Here is a 21,954-nt window from a genome sequence, read left to right on the forward strand (position 1 = left end):
CCTTATGCACATACAAATGCAAGGCATTTATAAATCCTTTGGCACTAACCACGTGCTGAGCGGTGTGGATTTTGAGCTGCGGGAAGGCGAAGTTCACGCCTTGATGGGGGAGAACGGCGCCGGCAAATCCACCCTGATGAACATCCTGATCGGTCTGCATCAGCGGGATGAGGGCGTCATCAAGATCGATGGCAAGGAAACGTATTTTCCAAATCCGAAGGAAGCGGAAAAAGCGGGCATCGCTTTTATCCACCAGGAATTAAACGTGTGGCCGGACATGACGGTCATTGAAAACCTGTTTATCGGCAAGGAAATGACGACGAAGTTTGGACTGCTGAACAGCAAAGAAATGAAAACGCTGGCAAAAGCCCAATTCGACAAGCTGGCGGTAGACATCCCGTTTCAGCGCGAAGCCGGGGAATGCTCGGTAGGCCAGCAGCAGATGATCGAGATCGCCAAGGCGCTTATGACCGACGCCAGAGTTATCGTCATGGACGAGCCGACGGCGGCGCTGACCGAGCGGGAGATCCGCAAGCTGTTTGACGTCATTGCCGCGTTGAAAAAGGAAGGCGTTTCCATCGTCTATATTTCGCACCGGATGGAAGAAATTTTTGAAATCTGCGACCGGATCACGGTCATGCGCGATGGTAAAACGGTGGACACCAAAGACATTCCGCACACCAACTTTGACGAGGTCGTGAAAAAGATGGTCGGCCGCGAGCTGACCGAGCGTTACCCGCAGCGAAACCCGTCGCCAGGCGACGTCGTGCTCGAAGTGAAGAATGTTACCCGCAAGGGGCTGTTCGATAATGTCAGCTTCCAGGTGCGTTCGGGCGAGATCGTCGGCTTCTCCGGCCTGATGGGTTCGGGACGGACCGAGATCATGCGCGCCCTGTTCGGGCTGGATCATCTCGACAGCGGGGAAATTTGGGTCAAGGGTAAGAAAGTCCATATCCGCAAGCCGGACGACGCGGTCAAACGCGGCATCGGTTTTATAACGGAGGACCGGAAGGATGAAGGACTGCTGCTCGATTTCACGATCCGCGAAAATATGGTGCTGCCAAGCCTGTCCGGCTTTACGTCCAAAGGCTTTATTTCCGGCAAACGGGAAAAAGACTTCGTCGACCTTCTGATCAAACGGCTGCAGATTAAGACGCAGTCCATGGAAACCGCGGCAGGCGACTTGTCCGGCGGTAACCAGCAAAAGGTCGTCATCGCCAAATGGGTCGGCATCGGCCCGAAAGTGCTGATCCTGGACGAGCCGACGCGCGGGGTCGACGTCGGGGCGAAGCGGGAAATCTACCAATTGATGAACGAATTAACCGAACGCGGCGTTGCGATTATTATGGTCTCCTCCGAGCTGCCTGAGGTGCTGGGCATGAGCGACCGGATTCTGGTCGTCCATGAAGGCGAAATCAGCGGGGAACTGAGCAGAGAAGAAGCCACGCAGGAAAAAATAATGACGTTAGCAACAGGGGGACAGTAACATGACAACCATTCAAGACGCTAAAAAGCCAAAAGGCTTTCAACTATCGCAAGTGATGCAAAAGCTGGGCCCGCTGCTGGGGCTGATCATTCTGATCATTATCGTGTCGGTGCTGAATCCGAGCTTTTTGGAACCGCTTAACATTTTGAACCTGCTCCGTCAGGTATCGATCAACGCGCTCATCGCGTTTGGCATGACCTTTGTTATTCTGACAGGCGGCATCGATTTGTCCGTCGGTTCGATATTGGCTTTGTCCAGTGCGTTTGTCGCCAATATGCTGGTGTCGGGCTTTGATCCGATTCTGGCGATCATCATCGGCTGTCTTCTCGGCGGCGTGATGGGTATGGTGAACGGCCTGCTCATTACGAAAGGCAAAATGGCGCCGTTTATCGCGACTCTGGCGACGATGACGGTATTCAGAGGCTTGACGATGGTGTACACGGACGGCAATCCGATCACTGGACTTGGCGACAGCCGTCTGTTCCAACTGTTCGGGCGCGGATACGAGCTCGGCATCCCGGTACCGGCCATCACGATGATCATTACGTTCGTCATTCTGTGGGTCATTCTTAATAAAACGCCGTTCGGTCGTAAAACCTATGCCATCGGCGGCAACGAAAAAGCATCGATCGTATCCGGTATCAAGGTACCGCGCGTAAAAATTATGATCTATTCCCTGGCAGGACTGCTGTCGGCTCTGGCCGGCGCCATCCTGACCTCCCGCCTGAACTCGGCGCAGCCGACGGCGGGCACATCCTACGAACTTGACGCCATCGCGGCGGTCGTCCTCGGCGGCACGAGCTTGTCCGGCGGACGCGGACGCATCGTCGGCACCCTGATCGGCGCGCTCATCATCGGTACACTGAACAACGGTCTGAATTTGCTCGGCGTTTCTTCCTTCTACCAAATGGTCGTCAAAGGGATCGTCATTCTGATCGCCGTCCTGATCGACCGGAAGAAATCCGCATAAGAAGGAGTAGATCATCATGAAAAAAATTACGCTAATTGTAGCAGCACTCTTGTTGATTCTGACCACGGGCTGTTCGCTGGAACCGCCGGAATGGGCCAAGCCCAAGACGGGCGGCGATATCAAGGAAATGAAAATCGGCTTGTCCGTCTCCACGTTGAACAACCCGTTCTTCGTCTCGCTGAAGGACGGCGTGGTGGCCGAGGCCAAGAAGCAGGGCATGGAGACGATCGTCGTCGACGCCCAGAACGACTCGGCTAAGCAGAGCAATGATGTGGACGACCTGATCCAAAAAGGGGTCAACGTACTTCTGATCAACCCGACGGATTCCGCCGCGATTTCCACGGTGGTGCAGAACGCCAACGATTTGGGCATTCCGGTCATTACGCTGGACCGTTCCTCGGACAAAGGGGACGTGAAAGCGCTGGTCGCATCGGATAACGTCAAAGGCGGAAAAATGGCGGCCGAATACATCGTGAAGATGCTCGGCAAAAGCGCTAAAGTCATCGAGCTGGAAGGCGTGCCGGGGGCATCCGCAACCCGCGAACGCGGCAAAGGCTTCCACGAAGTGGCCGATACCGAGCTGAACGTCATTGCGAAGCAGGCGGCCGATTTTGACCGGACCAAAGGTCTGAACGTCATGGAAAACCTGCTGCAGGGCAACCCGGACGTGCAAGCCGTCTTCGCCCACAACGACGAGATGGCGCTCGGCGCGATCGAAGCGATCCAGAGCTCCGGCAAAAACATCCCGGTTATCGGGTTTGACGGCAACGAGGACGCGCTGAACTCGATCAAAGCCGGCAAGCTTACCGCCACCGTGGCGCAGCAGCCCGAGCTGATCGGCCAGATGGCCGTGCAGGCGGCGAAGGACGTGCTGCAGGGCAAAACGGTCGATAAATCGATCCCGGCACCACTGAAGCTGGTGACGAAGGATCAGCAGTAAGATCGCAGTGAAGAGGTAGATTAGAGAGATCGATTAGCGAAGTGATAGGTATTCATCATAGAATCAGATGATTTGAGAACGGTTATGCCCCCTCGGTCCATCGACGCGAAAGCATTGCGAAGGATGGATGGGGGCTTTTTTTTGTGTTCGACGATGGCTGGGAGAGAGGGGCCCTAGGCACATCCCCATAGGCATCTGCATATTTTACAGCATACATGAATGCAAAATTGCTATGACAGAAGGGCAGGAACCTTTCCCAATGACTTCATACATGGATTATACGTCTCCATCCACGCAGTTTACGTTTGACTTGAATACAAACCCACTGTTTCGCAAAGACGCGAACAATTATATTAATGTACTCGGCATCGCTAACCTAAACACGCTGGAAAACACATCGCTGCTGGATATTTTTCTCAGCAAGTCGAATGTGGTGGAGCCCCACTATCATCAGAACGCAGCTGAGCTGGTATATTGTATATCTGGCGCTGCGGTCGTATCGCTGATCAATCCGTTTACGAACGAACTCCTCAATTTTCCGATCACGCCGGGCCAAGTGGCGAACGTTCCCCAGGGATGGTGGCACTACGAAATTGCGACCGTCGACCACACGCATTTATTGGCGATCTTCGACGCGCCTACGCCGGAAGTCATTCTTGGCTCTGACATTTTGAAAATAACGCCACCGGAAATTTGGGCCCACTCGTACTGCATGGACGAAGCGAAAGTAAAGGATACGTTCGCCCCGGTTCAGACGAGAACCTACATCGGCCCGCCAAGAGATTGTAAAGGCGAGGTTCAAGGAGCCGCGGCCAATAAGGCATATCCGAATCAGCTAAACCCTGTTTCACAGCATCCGAACAGTGGTTATCCGAATGAGCTAAGTCCCGTTTCACAGCATCCGAACAGTGGTTATCCAAATCAGCTAAGTCCCGTTTCACAGCATCCGAACAGCGGTTATCCGAATCCGCAAGTCCCGATCATGCATTATCCCCATAGCGGTTATTCGGACGGAAGGTATCCATACAGACAGCACCTTAATCAACCGCAGGCCCAAACGCTTCCGCCCCAGCCGACGTATACAAACATGGCCCAGAGTGCGCCCCGCGAACCGGAACGGGGATATCAGTATCCGTACCATATGGTTTAAAGACTCGTCCGACGAGACCTGAAAGACCACGAAAACTAAAAGAAATTACTTCCTGCTGTGCAGAACCAAAACACGTACAGAAAAAAATATATCTACGGAACAAACCAGTCGCGTATCCATCATGAAAGCTGCCTCTTCATTCGATGGGGACGCTCAACAATACCGATCCTGTATATTTAGAGTCTACAACCAAAAACAGACCGACACTTCAGCGCATAAGGCGCAGTGTCGGTCTATTGGTTTTTCCTAGGCTTACGCTGAGGTAACAGGGTAAAGGCACACCATTCCGGGCGATGTCACATATTTTATCAAGAATCTATCCTCCAAATGAGGTGCATACAGTGAAGCAGCTGGAGAAGTTATTGAAAAAAACAGCCGTCAGCCGTCCGAGCAAAACGACAAGTCGTCAAATCGTCGTGTTCAAAACGCAGCAGGATTATCGTCAGTGCCTTAAAATGCTCAACGTTAATGGAATCAAACCGGTGAAGTCCGTGGACAGCCACCGGCTGATCTGCTGTCATTTTCACCGCTCCACCGATATGAAAAAAATTAAACAGCACCCCAGTGTCGCCTATATCCAGCGGGATTCCAAAGTGAAGGCGCACGCCATCAAACCTGCTGTCACCAAACGCGGCGGTGCGCGCAAGCGTAAAGTAACAAAGAAAAACTCATTGGTGGACGCGGCCAAAATTCCCTGGAATGTCAGCAGGGTGAAATCACCCCGGCTGTGGAACAGGACGATGGGCCAAGGGGTAAAGGTGGCAATCATCGATACGGGTATCGCCAAGCATCCGGATCTGTGTATAGCCGGTGGCGTAAACACCATTACGGGCGGATCGTTTCAGGATGACAACGGGCATGGAACGCATGTGGCCGGAATTGCGGCAGCCACCGGACGGCAAAAAATTTACGGCAATGCGCCCAAAGTAAAACTGTTCGCCGTAAAGGTGCTGGATCAAAACGGAAACGGCTTCGTTTCCGACATAGTGGAAGGGATCGACTGGTGCCTGAAACGTGGAATCAAAGTGATGAACATGAGCTTTGGGTTGACCGGATCAGGTAACAATAAGGCGCTGCAGGACGCCATCAAGCGGGCTGCCAAGCAGGGGGCTGTCATTTCGGCGTCCGCCGGGAACGAGGGGACGACGTTCAGCCCGTTGATCGATGCCCCCGCCCGTTACCCCGAGACCATCGCCGTTGCAGCGACGGATCGGTTGAACAGAGTCGCCGATTTTTCGAGCCGGGGGAACGGCATATCCGTGGCGGCGCCGGGCGTCAATATTTTGTCGACACTGCCCGGGGACGAGTACGGCAAAATGTCGGGTACCTCGATGTCGGCTCCCCACGTGACCGGCGGCGCCGCACTGCTGAGGTCCCTTTTCCCAAGGATGAGCCCGGCCGAAATTAAGCGCCGTTTCGAAGCCAGCGCGCTTCGGATTCAGGGAGGCAGGCAGGCGGTAGGCGCCGGACTGCTGCAGGTTGCACCCGCAGCGGTTGCATCAGGATACAGGGTCCCAAGCAAGGCGCAGCGCTTGAAAAAAGCAAAGTCTGTGTCCCGACCGGTATTGCTGATCCCGTCCGGGCAAAGCAAGGGCTGATATGGAGCGGGCGCAAAGCCTGCTCCTTTTTTCATGGAGTGAAATGAGGGGGGATGAATGGTTTATAACAGGCCGAAAGATCCGAATTGCTTGCAAATGAATAGCATTCGGTGGACATTCTTTTTTTCGTGATAGGTGTAAAGTACGGACTTCGCTTGAAAAATATGGTATATAGTAAGTGAAGAAACTGCGAAAGGGGAGCGGGATGGAAATAAAAAAATATCGGATCCTTCGTTTATTCCTCTTACAAGGACTTATACCGGAAGATCGGGAGCTGAAAGACCATGTCCGAGCGCTGGAGAAAAAAATATCCGGCTAAAAAAGCAGATACAGCCGACAAATGGTTTAAAAAAGATTTTTTTCGAAATCGGGATTCATACACCTTCAAAACGGGGAGGAATGCATTTTGCAATTCATACTGGCGGTTTTATTGCTTGTCTCCCTGCTGTCAGGCACGGAAGACAAGAAAGAGGCAGCAGCGGGCACGGACGATTGGCGGCAGAGTCCCGCGTTTACGATTCCCAAACCTGGACCTGAGGGAACGCCGATGCCGTATGGGCTTATAGGAAGCAAAAACAAATTTGCCATTGTGGACGGATTGGTGCAGGCCGATACGAACAACAAGCAGTTGTTACATTTATGGGGAGACACACCGGAAGAAGTCAGGTGGCTGCTCGATAAAAAGGTGGAAGTGATCGGAACCAGCCGGGAAACAGGTGAGCAGGTGACGGCTTTTGAAGGGATGACGCAAATCCAGAATGACGATCCCGTGAAGGAACCGCGGGAGTATGTCGAGTCTGTTGGCTATCTGAAATTGCCGACCAAAGGATTATGGAAGCTGGATGCATACATCGACGGGAAACCGAAGGGAAGCATTGTTATCGAGGTACAAGACAAGCCCAGGCAGCAGTGACCCATGACGACGGGCCCAATCAAGCGGACCAAGTTTTCATCGTTCAACTTGAACGGCACCGGTAAAGAACGGCTATATTATTATTTTCTATTGTGTCCCGGCAGTCTATATGAGTAAATGAAATAGCAATTTAGGCTTGAAAGACAGAGCCTGATACGAAAAGAGTTGGAGGAGATTGCTCATCAAAACGTTGTTTCAATATAATTGGCAGGTTCGCGAAGATTGGTTCCGCTGGTGTGAAGACGTTCCGGAGGAGGAGCTGCTTCGTACCCGCATTGGCGGAGTGGGCGGGATTTTGCATACCCTGTTTCATATCGTCGATGTGGAATGGAGCTGGGTTCGCTGCCTGCAGGGGAAGCCTGATTTCCAGGAAAGCTTTGACGGGTACCGCAGCCTGGATAAGGTGCTGAAACTGCAGGAAGCGTTCAAACCGGAAGTGGAAGAGTTTGTTTACGCCTGGAATGAGGATTGGGAATACAAAGTATATCGCGATATCCATCCGGATGGCCATCCCGTTGAGGACAGATGGGGTGAAGTGGTCCGGCATATGATCGCTCATGAAATCCACCATGTCGGACAGCTGTCCGTCTGGTCCAGAGAACTTGGAATAAAGCCCGTGTCCGCCAACCTGATCGGCCGGGGCTTGATGAATCATAAAGCATAATGTACGTTTGTCAGGGAGCGCTTCTATGGTTCCTATGACATCAGAATTTTCGAAATCCAATGAGGCAAACCGTGTTTCGATCCGGGCATTCGGTAGAAATCACGGTTTTTTTGCTGTGTCGGGAAAAGGCGGCGCTTCGCTGCGGGCAAGGAATGCTGAGCAGTCGCTGGCTGTCTTTTGGGCGGCTTGTGGTGCAAAATTTCTTTTCAGAAGCCCCATGCAAATATCGGTGCAAATAAGGGGCATATCCGGTATACTGCTTGGTATGAAGGAGGATGAAACCGATGGGCTACACGGACGAGGTGTCGAAGGAATTGTACAGCTACCTTCCCCCTCTCACCAAGAAGGACGATTTCGACGAGTTTTGGGAGACGACCATCAGGCAGGCCAAGGAGGTTCCGCTTGACCCTGAGCGTACGCTGATTGAATATCCGGCGCGCCATGTGAAGGTTTACGATATTTCGTATTGCGGGCTGGATGAGACGAGAATTAACGGCTGGCTGATCGTTCCCGCTTTTGTGAACAAAGAAAAATATCCCTGCCTGATTCATTACCATGGTTTTAACGGCAGCAGAGGCAAGCCTTCCGAGCTGATGCACTGGGTGATGATGGGCATGGCCGTATTGTCGGTGGACTGCCGTGACCAAGGCGGACGGACCGGCAACAGCGCTTCATACTCGCATGGATATGTGGCAAACGTGGCCAGCAAAGGCGTACATAACAAATGGGAATATTATTACCGGTATGCATATATGGATGCGCTGAAGGCGATCGATTTTGCCTGCGCTCAAGCGGATATCGACGCTTCGAAAATCGTGATCGAGGGCGGCAGCCAGGGCGGGGCGCTCGGTACGGCGGTATCCGCCCTGGACGACCGGCCTGTGCTGGCGATGGTCGACGTGCCGAGCAACAGCAACCTCGTTTGCCGGATCGAAGGCAACCACGGGGCTTTTGCAGCGGTAGCGGAGTATTTGAACCGCCATCCGGAACAGACGGATCTCGTCATGGACAACCTGAGCTATTTTGACACGATGAATTTGGCCGATCGCATCACGTGCCGGGTGCTGGCCAGCGTCGGACTCAAGGATGAAACCTGTCCGCCCCAAATGTATTTCGCCACCTATAACAGAATCCAAAGTGACAAGGACGTTGTCATCTATCCGTTTAACGGACACGAAGGCGGGGGGTCAGGCCAGACCGAGGTTAAACTAAAGTATTTGCAGACGCATTACCCCGAGTGGTTCACGGAATTGCAGAAAGTTTCGGATTGACCAGGAACGTATGTTCCGGTATGATATTTTCAAGACAACCTGCTGTTATGAACACAGAGCTTATGAATCCATCTTTGGAAGGGGAATGCAAATGAGCGGCAGTACCGCCTTATTGGTCATTGATGTGCAGGAAGGAATGTTCGTACCGGAATATCCTGTATTCGACGGCGAAGCTTTGCTGGACAAGATCCAAGGTCTCATCACAGGGGCACGTTCAAGCGGTGTACCTGTCGTGTACATTCAGCATAACGAAGAACCGGGAGAACAGCTGGAGCCGAACAGCTTTGCATGGCAGATCCAGTCCCGAATCGCTCCTGCTGAAGGGGAGATCATCGTTCAGAAAATTACGCCCGACGGGTTTCATGAGACGGATTTGCAGGAGAAGCTGGAGTCGCTTGGCGTACAAAGGCTGATCGTGTCCGGAATTCAAACCGACATGTGCGTGGAAGCTACCAGCAAGCGTGCAGGACAGCTCGGCTATGATGTGGTTGTCGTTGAGGACGCCCACACCACATATGACCAAGGAAGCAAGACCGCCCGGGAGATCATTGAGGAATACAATGGCATGTTCCGCGATTTTGCGAAGGTGCAGCCTGCAGCAAGCATTGAATTCTAAAGAAGCCTCGGATCCCGGTCAGAATGAACGGTCAGCCATCATCATTTTTTTGGCATAATCGAGAAAAGAGCCTGCGTCAGTGGTGATGGGGCTCTTTTTCTGTGCAGTGAAAGCAAGTAATGGGCAAGGGAACAAGAGAAGAAGGAGGGGGAGGGAGGCCTCACATCTTTCCTATTGGGACGGATTGTTTTATAGGTATAAACTATTTGAATTATATGATTTATATATTAGAACTATAACGATACATTGTGTAAGCTTAACCTGAACCCAATGATCCGGTCATGAAAAGGAGGCTGCAGCAAATGAACAATGAATCGATTAACCGGCGTACCGAATTATCCGGCAAACTGACGGACGTTCTTCATGCCAGAACGCTGGCATCATCGCATCCCATACTGAATGGAATGTTGATGGAAGGCATGTCGGTGCTGGATGTGGGATGCGGCACCGGGGCGATTACCCGCGGCATTGCGGAAGCGGTCGGTCCAAAAGGCAGCGTCGTCGGGGTAGATCAAAACCCCCATTTGATTGTGCAGGCTCGGCAGGAGTACGGAAAAATCCCCGGGCTTTCGTTTGCCGAAGGCGATATTTACTCGCTCGAGGAAGCGCTGCAGGGTTATCCCGCGTTCGATATCGTCACCTGCGCACGGCTCATGGTCTGGCTCCCGGACCCGTTGGCGGCGCTGAAGGCTATGGTCAAGGCGGTGAAACCGGGAGGAAGGATCGTCATTGCCGACTATAATCACGAAAAAATCGCTTGGTCGCCGCGGCCGCCTGCCAGCATGCTCGCGTTCTATTCCGCGTATTTACGCTGGCGGGAGGATGCCGGCCTGAACAACCGGATTGCGGACGATCTTCCGGACCTAATGCGGCAGGCAGGACTGGGGCAGGTCACGGCTACGCCTTGCCATGAAGCGGTGCGGCGGGATGATCCCGCATACCCGCATCGTTCCAGCCTGTGGGCGGATACGGCTTCCAGCCGGGGCCCGCAGATGGAGCGCGATGGATTCATATCACGCGGGGAATATGAACAGGCGGAGCGGGAGTACCGCCACTGAGTTCAGTCCGAGGCCGAATCCATTACGATGTATATGCTCACTGTCGAGGGGGTCAAGTCTTAGGATCGGATACGGCTATGCCTGCGGCAAAAAAAGGACCACGGAAGGTGAGCAACGACAGAATCCGTGCCATCTCCGCCGGCGTTTCCTGTCTTCCGCCCATCAGCCATTGCTGGATAATGCCGAGATGGGCGGAAGACACGTAAGACAGGAAATAATCGGCGGGGACCTGCAGGTTCTCCTTGCGGATCAGCGGAGATAAGTTTTTCTCCAGCAGGTTTTTCCGAAACATCGTTTTCAGCTGCGATTGGAAAGACACATCGCCTTTTGGCCCCAGAATAGCTTTGAGAAAAGCGCCGTGCTCCGCGATATATTCGAACACGGTGACGATCAAGGAGACCGAAATGCCGGTTTCCCGGTAGGTTTCCAGATCTTCTGTTGTCGCCCTCGTGATGATGGCGATAATCCCCTCAATCACTTCGGCTTCGCTCTGCTCGAGCAGGTCGAACTTGTCGCGGTAGTGTAAATAAAAGGTTCCCCGGTTAATATTCGCCCGAGTCGTAATATCCTTCACGGTTACCGCCTCAAAGCCCTTCTCTTCAATCAGTTCCGTCAGCGCATCGCGGATGACCAGCCGTGTCCGTACAATCCGCCGGTCTGTGTTCCCTTCCATGTAATCACTCCTTGCATCCGAGGTAGACACTTTAAAAGAATGTGTTGAGTAATGCGCACATTCCGAATTATTGTTTATTGAACCGTCTATGCGCTCTTATTATAATGAGTTTGCCCGAGATAATCAACGCGATGTTCATTATCTTGAACAAACTATAAAGGCACAGGGAGTGATGCGTGAAATGAATTTGATGAAGCAGAAAATGGTGTGGGTGCTGCCGCTGATCGTGGCCGCCGTAATATTCGTGTTTAGTTTGGCGATGATTCCGACCATCAATCCGACCCCGGTCCGGCTGCCGATCGCATTGGTCAGCGAGGATCAAGGCGTAACGCTGCCGGACGGAACCGCCACGAATATGGGAGAAACCCTAACCGGTATGATAAAACAGCAGACCTCGTCCACGGCTTCAGCGGAGGGACCGGCGGTTGAATGGGTTCATGTGAATACGGAAGAGGAAGCGATGTCGGGTTTGGATGAACAGAAATATTATGCCGCGCTGGTCGTTCCGGCCGATTTCAGTCGGAATCAAGCGTCGCTGCTGACGGCCAAACCGATGCAGCCTCAGCTGCGCATTTACGTGAACCAAGGCATGAGCGCTTCCGCCTCCACCATGGCCGGTCAGGTGCTGAACCAAATCGTCGACACGATGAATGCGAAGATCCGGACTGACCTGCTGGCTGCGGCCGGTAAGGAGGGCGGTAAGGTTACGGTGCAGCAGGCGTCCGTGCTGGCAGCGCCTATTGCGAAGGACGTCAAGAACGTCCATGAGACAGGCACCCATACGGCTAACGGAAACGCACCGGTGTCATTATTCCAGCCGATCTGGATGGGCAGTATCTTGGGTGGAGTCATTTTCTATCTCGTCATCAGCAAGCTGAACTTTGCCTATCGGAGATCCTTGCTCGCTGCCCGTGTAGTCCAGATCTGTGGGGGAGCTGTTCTGGCCGTCATTGCCGGTTTTGGCCTGACCTGGTTCGCCTCTAGCTGGGGACTTCACATTCCGAACGGAACGGAAGCGGCCATTTTTCTATCATTATGCTACTTTGCCTTTTTCCTGATGATTTCCGCCGTGCTGTCCTGGGTAGGGCTCAAGTCGATGGTGCTGTTTGTCCTTCTGCTCTTCTTCGGGGCTCCCCTGCTGAGCCTTCCATCGGAGATGATGGGACCGTTCTACCGTGACTACGTGTTCCCGTGGCTGCCGATGCGCTTTATGGTGGAAGGACTGCGCGAAATGTTCTTTTTCGGCCGGGGTCTGGAATGGAATCATTCGGCTGCCGTACTTACCGGCATTGCCGCAGTTAGCTTGGTCGTCCTGCTCACCTCAGTGCTGAAAGTCCGGCAGAACCGGCAAGAGGCAAGAGGTACAGTCGAGACGCAAACCGCAGAGGCGTAGAGAAGGCGGCCAATGCCAAACAATCGAAGCGAACAAGTGGAGGGCTTATGATGGATGCGGTAATCATGGATCAAATCAGCAAACGCTTCGGTACGAAAACGGTGCTAAATCAAGTCAGTCTGAACATTGAACAGGGGAGCATATGCGGTCTGATCGGCCCCTCAGGTGCAGGCAAGACGACACTGGTCAAAATGATGGTCGGTATGGAAGTCCCGGATGGCGGAACCATTCGCGTTCTGGACCGGTCGATGCCGAATCTGCCCGTGCTTCAAGAGATCGGATACATGGCACAGTCAGACGCGCTCTATGGCGAGCTGACCGGAGCGGAAAACCTGAATTTTTTCGCATCGCTCTACCAGCTGCGGTCAGCCGAGCGGAAGCAGCGGTTGGCTTATGCCGCTGGCCTTGTGAATCTCTCCGGTGAGCTGGGGAAAAAAGTGTCCGCTTATTCCGGCGGGATGAAGCGCAGGCTGTCCCTGGCCATCGCGCTTCTACACGACCCGCCGCTCCTGATTCTCGATGAGCCTACCGTAGGCATCGATCCCGAGCTGAGACAGTCGATCTGGCATGAGCTGCTGAGGCTGAAAGAAGAGGAAAGCAAGACGATTATCGTCACCACGCACGTTATGGATGAAGCCGAGCGCTGCGGCGTTCTCGGCATGATTCGCGATGGCAACCTGCTGACTGCCGGATCCCCGGGCGAATTGAAGGCGCAGTATGGGGCTGGCAGCCTGGAAGAAGTATTTATCAAGGCGGGAGGGAAACACGCATGAGACTGCGGGCGCTCATCTCAAGAATATGCCGCCAAATGCTGCGTGACAAGCGGACGCTGGCTCTTCTGCTGCTCGCCCCGCTGCTCGTTCTGACCTTGATGTATTTTCTGTTCAACAGTAAAAATACGGAGCCGAAGCTTGGAGTAAACGGTTTGGATACCCGGTTCGTTCAGGTTTTGAAACAGACGGGACTCACGGTAACGGAATATGATCGCGCCGATCCCGGTACGGTTCTGGATGACAAACTGGATGCGCTGCTGAACAGCGCGAACGGAAAACTGACACTGACGCTGGAGAACAGCGATCCGGGCAAAGCAAAGCAGCTGCAGATGAAAGTATCCCAGGCTGCCGCCTCTGCAGCTGTGATCCAGCAGCCGACGGCCGGTCTGACCCCATCTCCGGAGATGGAGACGCATTATATATACGGCAGCAGCGATTCGGATTTTTTCGACGTGCTCAGTCCGATTCTGATCGGTTTCTTCGTCTTTTTCTTTGTGTTCCTGATCTCAGGCATCGGGCTGCTGCGGGAGCGCACGACCGGCACGTTGGAGAGATTGATGTCCACACCGATTCGCAGGGGGGAAGTGGTTGCGGGTTACTTGACCGGGTACGGTATCTTTGCGGTGATCCAGACGCTGATCGTCGTCCTGTATGCCGTCGGCGTGCTGGACATCACGCTTGCCGGTTCCATATGGCTCGTTCTGCTGGTGAATCTGCTGCTTGCTCTGGTGGCCCTTTCTTTGGGCATCCTGCTGTCCACGTTTGCATCGTCCGAGTTTCAAATGGTGCAGTTCATTCCGGTGGTCGTCATCCCGCAGGTCTTCTTTGCGGGCATCTTTCCCCAAGACGGCATGGCCGACTGGCTGCGGGTCGTCGGATACATCATGCCTCTTCACTACGGCGCCGATGCGTTAAAGAACGTAATGTATAAGGGGGAAGGGCTGGCGAAAATCGGCCTCGACCTGACTGTGCTTACTTTTTTTGCGGGCGCGTTCATCCTGCTAAATATTTTTGCGCTGAAGAAGTATCGTAAATTATAATGAAAGCGTAGAGAACTGCTGACCGTTCGAAGGACGGCGGCGAACATGTGCAGGAGGAACAACCATTGAAGCTCGAACGCATCATATCGATGATTTACATGCTGCTGAATCACGAAATTATTACCGCGTCGGCGCTGGCCGAGAAATATAACGTTTCGCAGCGGACCATTTACCGGGATATCGATGTCATTTGCGCGGCTGGCATTCCGGTGGTGTCCTATCAGGGCGTCAAAGGCGGGTTCGGCATCATCAAAGATTATAAAATGGAAAAAAGCCTGCTCGGTTCATATGACGTCGGTTCGCTCGTCACGCTGCTCTCCAGCATGTCGACCGTGTTCGAGGACGAAAAGGCGGCCGAAACCATTCAAAAGCTGAAGACGATCCAGCATGAAAAGGATTCGCCGGTTTTATCGATGAATTTAGCGAGCCGGCAGCTGTATAATGACTCCCTGCGGCTGCTCCGAGCGGCGATCACGGAATGCTGTGTCGTACGCTTCAAATATATCAACGCCAGAAACGAGAAGACGGAGCGCATCGTGGAGCCGGTGCGGCTGATTTACGAATACGACGTCTGGTACCTGTTCGCCTACTGCCGGGACCGCAAGGATTACCGGAAATTCCGGCTTTCCCGGATGGCCGATCTGCAGGCGATGGGCGAGCATTTTACGAAGCACAAGCATGCGGCTCCGGAGGAAGTGACGTTCAAGCATCTCCGCAACCAGGGGAATCCGGTGCATGCGGTGATTCATTTTTCCGCCGACTGCCTGGCGAAGGCCATGGATTATTTCTATGGAGCAGAGAAAACTTATCTCGACGACGGTTCATTCCTGCTCACCATCACGCTGGAGCATATGGAGCGAACGCTGTGGCTCATCCCGATGCTGCTCAGCTTTGGCGACGGTGCCGAGGTGAAGGAGCCCCCGGAGCTTCGAGAGGCTGTCCATGCCAAACTAAAAAAAATGATTCAGAAATACTCAGAAGTATGACATACAGTTGTCATACTTTTTTGTTTACACTTAGAATCGGTTAAAGAGAAACCAGAAATTTAAAGGAGTGTTTGAGAACGTGAAACCTGCACAAAAAAGCAGTCTTCCGGTGGTCATCGCCGGCCTGCTGCTGGGCATCCTGATGGCTTCGATGGATAACACCATCGTCGCCACGGCCATGGGGAATATCGTGGGCGAGCTCGGCGGCATGGATAAGTTCGTATGGGTCACCTCAGCCTACATGGTGGCCGAAATGGCCGGGATGCCGATATTCGGAAAGCTGTCGGATATGTACGGCCGCAAAAAGTTTTTTGTTTTCGGGATTATCCTGTTCATGCTGGGGTCCGCCCTGTGCGGCACGGCGACTACGATCACGGAACTGGCCATGTATCGGGCGGTACAGGGCATAGGCGGCGGAGCGCTCGTTCCGATCGCATTTACGATCATGTTCGATGCGGTCCCGCTGGAGAAGCGCGGCAGTCTCGGCGGTCTGTTCGGCGCCGTGTTCGGAATGTCCAGCATTTTCGGACCTCTTCTCGGGGCGTACATAACGGATCATATCGCCTGGGAGTGGATTTTCTACATCAACCTGCCGCTGGGCGTCATTGCCTTCTTCATGGTGGCGTTCTTCTACAAGGAGTCGCATGAGCATTCCAAGCAGCCGATCGACTGGTTCGGCGCCTTTACGCTGCTGGGAGCGGTTATCTGCCTCATGTTTGCCCTGGAACTGGGCGGCAAGCAAATCGCCTGGGATTCCTGGGAGATCCTCTCCTTGTTCGGAGGATTTGCGGTGCTGCTGATCACTTTCCTGTATGCGGAGACCAAAGCGAAAGAGCCGGTCATTTCCTTCGGATTGTTTAAAAACCGGCTGTATGCCACGAGCGTTCTTGTCGGCCTGTTCAGCGGCGCGGCATTTATAGCGGCTTCGGTTTACATTCCGATTTTTATCCAGGGCGTGCTGGGCGGTTCGGCCACCAATTCGGGGCTGGTGCTGCTGCCGATGATGGTCGGCTCGGTCGTCACGGCCACGCTTGGCGGCAGTCTGATGAACAAAATGCCATACCGGAACATTCTGATCCCGACGCTGCTGTTATTTCTGGTCGGCACGGCCTTGGTCGCAACCCTATCGGTGAATTCGACCCGGCTGATCGTGACGATCTATATGGTCCTGATCGGGCTTGGAATCGGCGCTTCATTTTCGGTCCTCGGGAACGCAGCCATTCATGGCCTGGACTACCGCCAAAGGGGAACGGCCAGCTCGACGCTGAACTTCCTGCGCTCGCTCGGCATGACGATCGGCATCACGACCTTCGGATTGATTCAGAGTCATTCGTTTACCCATGAAATGAACAAAGGGTTCGGATCTGCGGGGGCTGAAGCTGCAAACACGGGAGGAGCCGCGGCATTGCCGGCGGGGCTCGATATTAAGGACCCGCATGCACTGCTATCCCCGGAGACGCGTTCGCTCATTCCGCCTGAAGTGCTGCACAACATTTCCGAGATGCTCGCCTCTTCGATCGTTCAGACCTTTGCGTGGGCATGCGTTCCCGCGATTCTGGCCTTGCTTGCGGCGCTGTTTATGGGCAGCAAGAAGCTGGACCATACGGCGGAGGTTGCTCCTGCAGGCGGCGAAGGTAAAGAGTATTCTCCGGTTCACTAACGAAATTTGAGCTGAGCTCACCGCGGCTGCAATCTGGAAGCATCATGGATGCTCCGGACTGCGGCCTCTTTTTTTGGAGTGCGGAATGGTTTGGTGTTTGCCAACCCCGAATTGACGCAGCTGCGGAACCTCCATACAATGTAGCTGAGATCTTACCTTGGAAGGGAACGGATGAGCATGTTCAAAATCAGCGCTTTTGCCAAAATGAGCGGGATATCGATCAAAACGCTGCGTTATTACGATGAGCTGGGGATTCTGAAACCGTCCGCCGTGGATGAAAGTTCCGGTTACCGGTATTATTCCGCGGATCATCTGCTGACGGTGGAGCGCATCCGCGCTTACAAAGAGCTCGGGCTGACGCTGGAACAGATCGCTCCGCTGCTGGAAAAGGCGACGCCCGATACGGCTGCAGGAACGCTTGTCACAAAGCGGGCCGATCTGGAGCGAGCAATCCAGGAGGCACAGCATCAGCTTGAGGAAATCGACCGAAGGGTGCAGCGGTTGGAACAAGTCGGGGCGCCCGCGGGGAATGGGCCCGAGGCCGTAACGCTTCAGACGCTTCAGGCGCAATGGGCTGCCTCGGTTAGAGATACAATCCCGCGGCAGGGTCTCTGCCTGCTGGTCAATGAGGTCAGGGAGTATGTCAAGGCTAATGATTTCGGAAAAGCAGCAGCCGGACCGCTGATCGTACTCTGGTATGACGCGGGACGAAGCGGTGAGGGGGAAGTCATCGACGTCGAGGTGGCATTTCCGCTGGAGGAACCAACCCCGGAGCGCGGCCGGATCCGCGTGAGCGAGCTGCCCGGACATGAAGTCGCTGCTTCCCTGATTCATGATTGCAACCCCTATGCCGCCCACTGCCCGGCAGCTGCGCAGGTCATGGAGTGGGCGGCATCGCAGGGATATGAACCGGTACCGGGTGAGCCGATTCGTGAAATCTATATTGCCGCCGAACAAGACATGATCGGTAAGGTCCGCAGGTCGGAAGTATTCCTCCCGCTGCGTAATATTCGGAGCCGGTGATTCGGTGTTCGAACCAAGGCTCACTCCAGGTGTTGACTCTCCCCTCAAGGGGAAGGTGTAAAGTGGATTTACAAACCACATATGAAGGAGTGAGCAGAAATGAAGAGATTGGAAGGGAAAACAGCTCTCGTGACCGGGGGCAGCCGGGGGATTGGACGGGGCATCGCACTGCGCCTTGCCTCTGAAGGGGCGCTTGTCGCGGTACATTACGGCAGCCGGAGGGATGCTGCGGACGAGGTCGTCCGCATGATCGAGGAGCAGGGAGGCCAGGCGTTTGCCATCGGTGCCGACCTTCACGATATCCAAGGTGTCCATCGTCTGCTTGAATCACTCGATGCCGAGCTGACCCGGCGGACAGGCAGCCGTCAGTATGATATTCTGGTGAACAATGCCGGTATCGGTACCTCGAAAACGATGGAAGAGACAACGGAGGAGGACTTCGACGAAGTGTTTACCGTGAACGTCAAGGCGCCGTTCTTTCTCGTACAGCAGTCGCTGGATCGGCTGCGGGACGGGGGGCGGATTATCAATATTTCTTCGGGCGTGACCCGCATCGCTTTTCCGCATATCATGTCCTACAACATGACCAAGGGGGCGGTGAACACCTTTACGCTGCACTTGGCCAAGCTGCTTGGTCCGCGCAGCATTACCGTCAATGCCGTGCTTCCGGGCATTATCGACACGGATGTGAATGCCTCCTGGCTGAACACGCCGGAAGCCCGCCAGGGTGCGGCCGAAATGTCCGCGCTTGGACGGATCGGAGAGGCTGCGGACGTCGCGGATGCCGTCGCGTTCCTGGCTTCGCCGGACGGTCGCTGGGTGACAGGACAAATGCTCGACGCGACCGGCGGTTCGCATTTGTAATGCCATCAGCGGTTCCTCGTTTTCCGTTTGGCACCATGCTTGCCACAAATCGCTGGACCGAAAAAGAAACAAGCGGCTGGATTACTTAGCCGCTTGTTTCTTTTTCAAAGCTGATACCATCTATCTTTTTCACCAGATATTCATACTTGAAGCGCAAAAGTTCAAAGGCGCTTGCCATGTCCCTTTCAGACTTCAAATGAACAGATACCCAACCCGAATGAGGGAACATGTGATGCGGGTTGGCAAGACCGGTGGCTACCACGTCATCCCGTTTCGATTTGGGCAAGAGCAGATCAACCAGATGATCCCCATGTAAATGACCTATTTCTTTTCCCCCATAAAGAAACTCAATTCCGCCGAATCGGTGGGGGTTAACCGTTACTCCTGTCCATGACAGCAATTCTTCGGATAGGACTTCCCTTCGAGCAATGGTCATCTGATCATTTTCTCCTCTCCATTAGCAGATTTGGTCCAGTTCTATTTCAGCCTTTTCAACCAAGAGGCAAGGGCCTCCCCAACCTTATCGGGGGCATCTTCCATCGGGTAATGAAGCCCTGGCACCGTCACTTCGGTCTGCTCCGGCCAACTGCGGCAAAAATCCAGTTGGGATTGCGATGTTCTTCCCGGTTCTGCATGGATGAATAATTTTGGGACAGGGCTGTGTGCCAACCAGTGGCCATAAGCCGCGACAATTTCATTCACCTCCGTCGTTGACTCGTCGTCAAAAGGAAGCTGCCTGGCCCAGGATAGCATCGGACGACGACCTTCCCCTGGTTCGACAAAGGGGCGGTGATACTGCTCCTGCTCTTCATTTGTTAACTGTCGGATGACATTGACGGGAAGATTGACATTCAGGAAGGAGTTTTGTTCCAGTATCATCTGTTCACCTTCTTCAGACCGCAGCGCTTGAAAAATTTTACGCCCTTGTTCCGGCATCTCGCTCCAGCTGCTGGACTTGATAATCGCTTCCATATAAACTATACCGTCCACAGCGCCAGGATGCCGCCGCGCCCAATCAAATCCCAAAGCGGAGCCCCAGTCGTGTACGACGAAGGTGACCTTCTCATGAATCCCAAGTTTATTAAGAAGCTCGTCGAGATATTCCCGGTGCTGGGCGAAGGTGTAGGCGTCCGGACCGCTAACCGGCAGTTTATCGGAATCTCCCATCCCGACTAAATCTGGGGCAATGCAGCGCCCGGCGTTTTGTGCGTAAGGAATAATGTTGCGCCATAGATAAGAGGAGGAAGGGTTACCATGCAGGAAAACGATGGGATCACCACTGCCGACCTCTATATAAGCCATCTCTAAATCATGAACGCGTTGACGCTTTTTTTCGTAAGGAAATGCTCCGCTAACCATTCTTATCTCACCCTTCTGCTCACACCGCTGCTGTTGGGCATCGAGTGTGTATTTTGTTTTATTTAGTTGACTTATAAACTTAATCTACGGAAATGATAACGCGATAATGTTGAGTTGTCAACTAAAAAATTACCGGAATTTCTCTTTGGCCTCTAATTCATTCATCCCATACAAAAAAAGCAATCCATCCACGAAATTCCTGTGGATGGATTGCTTTGATTTGATATGCGATTTACCGCGATTACAGCAGCCAAGCGCCCAGCAGACCGCTGATCAGTCCGGTCACGATCACCGCGCCGAATACGAACAGCAGCACCTTCCGCGGGAACGACTTGGCCACGATCAGCATCGACGGCAGGCTCACAGCCGGGAGCGTCACGAGGAGCGCAGCGGCCGGGCCCGTACCGACGCCCAGAGATAAAAAGGACTGGATGATCGGGATTTCGGCAGCGGTCGGAATGACAAACAGCGTGCCGACAATGGCGAACAGGATAATGGCGGCGATTCCGCCCCCAACCCATACCGGGAACAAGGTGGACTGGAACGCACCCAGCAGCAGGACGGCAATCAGGTAAGCCGGAACGACGCTTAGAATCATCATGCCGAGGCTCTTGGCCCAGCGGAGCAGGAACGGTCCGCGGTCGATTTCCTTGACGGCCGTCGCTTCCTCCAGCGGCTCGGGCACCTCGGAGGAGCCGGCAAAGCGGTTCGCGAAATAGCTGACGCCGAACGTGAGGGCCAGTCCCAGGACAATACGCATCAGCGTAAACTTCCAGGACAGCACGAAGGCCATAAAGATGAGCGTTGCCGGATTCAGCAGCGGATTGCCGAGCCAGAAGGCGAGCGCCGCCCCGACGGATACGTTGCGCTTGCGCAGTCCGCTCGCAATGGGTGCGGCACAGCAAGTGCACATCATGCCGGGCAGGGAGGCTACCCCGCCGATCAGGGTGCTTTTAAACGTCGTTTTGCCAAGCAGCTTGTACAGCCACTGGACGGGCAGCAGCACCTGGACCAGCGAACCGAGCAGAATGCCGAGCACGGCTGCTTTCCACACCGATTTAAAATACGTCTCCGCGTAGGAAATCGCCGAGTGCCACGATGGAGCCGATCCGTCCGCTCCGAGAATGGACGATCCGATGCTGTGCTCGGCCGCGGCTTTGAACGCTTTTTGATAATAAGGCCACCATTTGACATAGGACAAGCCGATGGCGGCGATCAGAATAAACAGAACCACGAGCAGTACGGTCTTCTTGTGATTCTGTCTTTGGATATTTGGACTAGCGGGTGTCATGGCGATCTATCCTCCAAGCGTATTTGAAATATGGAATGCAGCAATTTCGACAAATTCATCTAAATTGCAAGCAATCTATTATATCATAAAACGGAACGATCCGGGCAATAAGTCCCTGGATAAGGCCGACTCGAGGACATTTATCGTGCATAAAAGGAGAACCCGAGGAGGAAGTGGGCCTTTTTCGCTGAATTATTGATCCATGAGCAATAACCGTAACGAGATA

At 53.8% G+C, this 21,954-nt stretch carries 21 protein-coding genes; 17 read left to right on the forward strand and 4 right to left on the reverse strand.

From position 1 onward, the window contains the following. Positions 1-4: 4 nt before the first annotated feature. The 10 genes from CJP46_RS04020 to CJP46_RS04065 all read left to right on the forward strand — a co-directional run bounded on the left by CJP46_RS04020 (position 5) and on the right by CJP46_RS04065 (position 10,666). Positions 5-1,486 carry a sugar ABC transporter ATP-binding protein gene (locus CJP46_RS04020; protein WP_094594290.1) on the forward strand — a complete coding sequence of 494 codons (1,482 nt, stop codon included), beginning with the start codon at positions 5-7 and terminating at the stop codon, positions 1,484-1,486. Position 1,487: 1 nt separating this feature from the next. Beyond that, entirely contained in the window at positions 1,488-2,456 is a 969-nt protein-coding gene (rbsC, locus tag CJP46_RS04025) for a ribose ABC transporter permease (RefSeq protein WP_094594291.1), read from the forward strand. Positions 2,457-2,472: 16 nt separating this feature from the next. Continuing rightward, positions 2,473-3,396 carry a ribose ABC transporter substrate-binding protein RbsB gene (rbsB, locus tag CJP46_RS04030; protein WP_094594292.1) on the forward strand — a complete coding sequence of 308 codons (924 nt, stop codon included), beginning with the start codon at positions 2,473-2,475 and terminating at the stop codon, positions 3,394-3,396. A gap of 232 nt (positions 3,397-3,628) precedes the next feature. After that, positions 3,629-4,546, forward strand: a complete 918-nt coding sequence (locus tag CJP46_RS04035) for a cupin domain-containing protein (RefSeq protein WP_483874438.1) — start codon at positions 3,629-3,631, stop codon at positions 4,544-4,546. Between the two features lie 341 nt (positions 4,547-4,887). Further along, on the forward strand, positions 4,888-6,144 hold the full coding sequence (locus CJP46_RS04040) for a S8 family peptidase (protein WP_179281022.1): 1,257 nt from the start codon (positions 4,888-4,890) through the stop codon (positions 6,142-6,144). Between the two features lie 406 nt (positions 6,145-6,550). Then, positions 6,551-7,057, forward strand: coding sequence for a hypothetical protein (locus CJP46_RS04045; protein ID WP_094594295.1), 507 nt, complete (start codon positions 6,551-6,553; stop codon positions 7,055-7,057). A gap of 181 nt (positions 7,058-7,238) precedes the next feature. Beyond that, positions 7,239-7,721, forward strand: coding sequence for a DinB family protein (locus CJP46_RS04050; protein ID WP_094595057.1), 483 nt, complete (start codon positions 7,239-7,241; stop codon positions 7,719-7,721). A 284-nt stretch (positions 7,722-8,005) separates the two neighbouring features. Then, positions 8,006-8,992: an acetylxylan esterase gene (locus CJP46_RS04055; RefSeq protein WP_094594296.1), complete on the forward strand. Its 987-nt coding sequence runs from the start codon at positions 8,006-8,008 to the stop codon at positions 8,990-8,992. A gap of 91 nt (positions 8,993-9,083) precedes the next feature. Continuing rightward, a complete protein-coding gene (locus tag CJP46_RS04060; protein ID WP_094594297.1) occupies positions 9,084-9,608 on the forward strand; it encodes a cysteine hydrolase family protein in 525 nt (174 codons plus the stop codon). 302 nt (positions 9,609-9,910) lie between these two features. Then, positions 9,911-10,666, forward strand: coding sequence for a class I SAM-dependent methyltransferase (locus CJP46_RS04065; RefSeq protein ID WP_094594298.1), 756 nt, complete (start codon positions 9,911-9,913; stop codon positions 10,664-10,666). 52 nt (positions 10,667-10,718) lie between these two features. Here CJP46_RS04065 and CJP46_RS04070 read toward each other — a convergent pair whose 3' ends face one another. Beyond that, positions 10,719-11,339: a TetR/AcrR family transcriptional regulator gene (locus tag CJP46_RS04070; protein ID WP_094594299.1), complete on the reverse strand. Its 621-nt coding sequence runs from the start codon at positions 11,337-11,339 to the stop codon at positions 10,719-10,721. A gap of 187 nt (positions 11,340-11,526) precedes the next feature. Here CJP46_RS04070 and CJP46_RS04075 point away from each other — a divergent pair, with 187 nt between their 5' ends. From CJP46_RS04075 to CJP46_RS04105, 7 genes are all read left to right on the forward strand, one after another. After that, entirely contained in the window at positions 11,527-12,732 is a 1,206-nt protein-coding gene (locus CJP46_RS04075; RefSeq protein ID WP_094595058.1) for a YhgE/Pip domain-containing protein, read from the forward strand. Between the two features lie 47 nt (positions 12,733-12,779). Then, entirely contained in the window at positions 12,780-13,505 is a 726-nt protein-coding gene (locus tag CJP46_RS04080) for an ABC transporter ATP-binding protein (protein ID WP_094594300.1), read from the forward strand. Further along, positions 13,502-14,545 (forward strand): ABC transporter permease, encoded by a 1,044-nt coding sequence (locus tag CJP46_RS04085; RefSeq protein WP_094594301.1) that lies wholly within the window; start codon positions 13,502-13,504, stop codon positions 14,543-14,545. Before CJP46_RS04080 ends, CJP46_RS04085 begins: the two co-directional genes overlap by 4 nt. 65 nt (positions 14,546-14,610) lie before the next feature. Then, positions 14,611-15,531 (forward strand): helix-turn-helix transcriptional regulator, encoded by a 921-nt coding sequence (locus CJP46_RS04090; protein ID WP_094594302.1) that lies wholly within the window; start codon positions 14,611-14,613, stop codon positions 15,529-15,531. A 142-nt stretch (positions 15,532-15,673) separates the two neighbouring features. Continuing rightward, entirely contained in the window at positions 15,674-17,191 is a 1,518-nt protein-coding gene (locus CJP46_RS04095) for an MDR family MFS transporter (protein ID WP_373557968.1), read from the forward strand. A gap of 171 nt (positions 17,192-17,362) precedes the next feature. Next, complete coding sequence (locus tag CJP46_RS04100) at positions 17,363-18,214, forward strand: MerR family transcriptional regulator (protein ID WP_094594304.1); 852 nt, start codon at positions 17,363-17,365, stop codon at positions 18,212-18,214. 99 nt (positions 18,215-18,313) lie between these two features. Then, positions 18,314-19,078 (forward strand): glucose 1-dehydrogenase, encoded by a 765-nt coding sequence (locus CJP46_RS04105; protein ID WP_094594305.1) that lies wholly within the window; start codon positions 18,314-18,316, stop codon positions 19,076-19,078. Between the two features lie 85 nt (positions 19,079-19,163). Here the strand turns inward: CJP46_RS04105 and CJP46_RS04110 are convergent, their stop codons facing one another. From CJP46_RS04110 to CJP46_RS04120, 3 genes are all read right to left on the reverse strand, one after another. After that, positions 19,164-19,514 (reverse strand): luciferase domain-containing protein, encoded by a 351-nt coding sequence (locus CJP46_RS04110; RefSeq protein WP_373557956.1) that lies wholly within the window; start codon positions 19,512-19,514, stop codon positions 19,164-19,166. Between the two features lie 41 nt (positions 19,515-19,555). After that, the gene (locus CJP46_RS04115) at positions 19,556-20,437 is read right to left on the reverse strand and encodes a haloalkane dehalogenase (protein WP_094594306.1); all 882 of its coding nucleotides are present in this window, start codon (positions 20,435-20,437) and stop codon (positions 19,556-19,558) included. A 241-nt stretch (positions 20,438-20,678) separates the two neighbouring features. After that, positions 20,679-21,728, reverse strand: a complete 1,050-nt coding sequence (locus tag CJP46_RS04120; protein ID WP_094594307.1) for a permease — start codon at positions 21,726-21,728, stop codon at positions 20,679-20,681. Positions 21,729-21,954: the final 226 nt, after the last annotated feature.

The sequence above is a fragment of the Paenibacillus sp. XY044 genome, from assembly GCF_002257645.1.
In the GTDB taxonomy this organism is placed as follows: domain Bacteria; phylum Bacillota; class Bacilli; order Paenibacillales; family Paenibacillaceae; genus Paenibacillus_AQ.